Origin of the sequence: Ruminococcus sp. CAG:379 (assembly GCF_000434255.1) — a bacterium.
In the GTDB taxonomy this organism is placed as follows: domain Bacteria; phylum Bacillota; class Clostridia; order Oscillospirales; family Ruminococcaceae; genus Ruminococcus_F; species Ruminococcus_F champanellensis.
This window is the reverse complement of the sequence record NZ_FR894892.1, coordinates 23,379-25,825: the sequence shown is the minus strand read 5'-3', so window position 1 is coordinate 25,825 and position 2,447 is coordinate 23,379. Positions and strand designations below refer to the sequence as shown.

General features: G+C 58.2%; 2 protein-coding genes. Both read right to left on the bottom strand.

All coding sequences use genetic code 11. From position 1 onward, the window contains the following. Positions 1-4 precede the first annotated feature (4 nt). Positions 5-679, bottom strand: coding sequence for a phage upper tail fiber protein (locus tag QVO51_RS10995; RefSeq protein WP_022357664.1), 675 nt, complete (start codon positions 677-679; stop codon positions 5-7). A 132-nt stretch (positions 680-811) separates the two neighbouring features. Further along, the gene (locus QVO51_RS06165) at positions 812-2,089 is read right to left on the bottom strand and encodes a DUF1015 domain-containing protein (protein ID WP_022357663.1); all 1,278 of its coding nucleotides are present in this window, start codon (positions 2,087-2,089) and stop codon (positions 812-814) included. Positions 2,090-2,447 lie beyond the last annotated feature (358 nt).

Sequence of the window (2,447 nt, the reverse complement as noted above, 5' to 3'; positions counted from 1 at the left end):
CCGGTCATGCTCCCACCTCCTCTACAATAAGATACAGGGTGTCAGCACCCGGGGTCAGGGCGTTGTATTCCGCCTGGGTCACCGGTTGGATCCGCCCCTCCAGGGCTGTGAGCCTGTTTTCAAAGCCCGTCAGCTTCAGAGCCGCCGCCCGTGCGTCCAGCTCTGTCAGTGCCTGTTCCAGCTTTGCCGCCAGCTGATTCAGCGCCTGCGCCGCCAACGTCACCGTGGCAGGATCCGTTACGGCGCTGANNNTGGCAGGATCCGTTACGGCGCTGACCGCCGGCAGGATCTCAATGTCCGTCAGCTGATACTCCAGCACCAGCGTGCCATCCTCCTGCCAGGTGTCCGAATCGGTTTCGCTGCCGGATGCTTCTGCCGCATCCGCTGTGGTGAACGCCCGCAGGGATAGCTTCAGCACCCCCGGGGCTATGGTGAATGCTCCGGTCACCTCCCACTGTACCGTGACCGTATCCTCCGATACCGCCTTTTCCAGAACCTGTTGGGCTTGCTTTCCCTCTGCATTCTCCCCGGTCAGGGCAAAGGTGCAGCCGGACAAGTCCCATCCCGCATAGTATCGGGGCAGGGCGAATGCCACCTTGTCTGCGTGCCGCTCCCCCTGGGAAAACAGGTGGGCGATGGCACCGCAGTCAATGCGCTTGCCGTTTGCTTTGAGCGTCATTCTATGACTTCCTTTCGCTGTAAAGTATGCGTTTGCCGCATCTGCAAACAGCGCTTTTTTTCGGAAAGTTGTACGCTTTCGTGCAACTATGCAGAAAAATACCCGGAGGTTTTTCGCCTCCGGGTCATTTCCTTATTCGGTGATTCTGCGGCATTCCATATAGAACCGTTTGTCCGCCGCATGCCCCATGGAGAAGGTTTTTCTGGGCAGTGCCCCGTCTCCGATGACTGTGGGGAACAGCTCCTCCTTGCCCATGTCCGGCAGCAAAAAGCCAATGGCATCCGGCGCTGCAGCCAGCCGCTGTACCACGTCCGCCCCGTGGATATAGTCGATCTTTGCCCCCGGGTGGGCTGCCAGATAGCCGTCCAGAAATTGCTGTAAGCTGCCCACCGTCAGCTTGGAAGTGGGCGCATGCACCGCAGACACACCCTGGTTCCCCCCCTGGATCCAGGTAAAGCACTGGCAGTCTGCCTGCGTCCCCTCTGTCAGCTGCAACGCCTGCTGCATCTGTCCCATCAGATCCGCCGGATCCACGCCGGTAACGATCCGGTGAATGGCTTCAAACTGCAAAGCGTCACTGTGCAGATTCACAAGCTCTACCAGGGCATACCGTGCCGGATGGCTGGACAGATCCTCTCCCGGATGCTCCGCCTTCAGCTGCTCGTAGCATGCCTTTGCAGTGGCAAGGGAGTGGTTCCCGTCCCCCATGGCGTACTGGAGCACCGGAGTGCCGGGAGCAAGGTCATATTTTTCTGCAAAAGCCGCCGGATCCGCCAGAGCGTCCAGAGCATCCAGTACCTGCTGCTGCATGTCCGCCGGGATCAGATAACCTGTGAGATGTCCGCCTCCCTGCATCAGGTCAAAATCGTACAGCTTCTGCATGCTGTCCTTCCGTGCCGCCATAGGCTCGATGACGGTTCTGCGGATATCATCGATGAGGATCATAATATGGGGCAGCTCCAGGGGCGCACCCTGCCGTACCTTTTTCCGGGGCGGGATCCGCTCCAGCACGGTGGCTTCCGTTGCCCGCACCGGGGAGGTGCTGCCCTTGGCGTAGTCGTACTGCTCCAGATCCAGCTTGCCGATCAGCCCCTGCCGGCATTTGCCGTCGCTCTGGATCCGCTCCACATAGATCAGCGCATCCGGGAAGCAGTCCAGACAGCCTGCCTCCAGATCCGCCTGCATGGCAGCCTGGATCTTTTCGATCCGATGCTCCACATCCGGCTGCTCCAGGTACAGCTCCGGCAGGATCAGCTGCAGGGTGGAGGGACTGTCTCCCACCTGCTGCGCCACAGCGTTCCAGTAATCCGGCTCGCTGGTGTACTGGTCGCATGCCACCACTGCCCACTTGGTTTTGTCAATGTCCTTGCCCGACAGGAGAATGTCCGCCGGTGAAAATGCTGCTTGCATGATATGCCCTCCCATTGTTTGATGTTGTGGCAACACCGCGCAAAGCACGCCTGGCGGCTTTGCACAGCATCTGTTGACGAATTTTCCGTCATATCACACAAAAATTCCTTGCAATACGCCAGTATTCCTGCGTCGTTTCTATGCAATCTGACGAAAAATCTGTTAGCACATCTGCTGCACAATCTTTGTGCGGTATTGCCTTGCCTTGATACGTTACTGTTATGTATTATAGCATATGCCCGGTGGTTGTGCAAGCAAAAACAGGAGCCTGTCTGCAACAGGCTCCTGTTTTTCGTTTACTTGCTCATGATCTGGGAAATCACGTCCAGAATCTTATCGTGGCAGCCGCCGCAGCCGG

What these genes read in the sequence shown, in the direction of transcription:
- QVO51_RS06165 (WP_022357663.1), bottom strand. Translation starts at nt 2,089, where the DNA reads ATGCAAGCAGCATTTTCACCGGCGGACATTCTCCTGTCGGGCAAGGAC.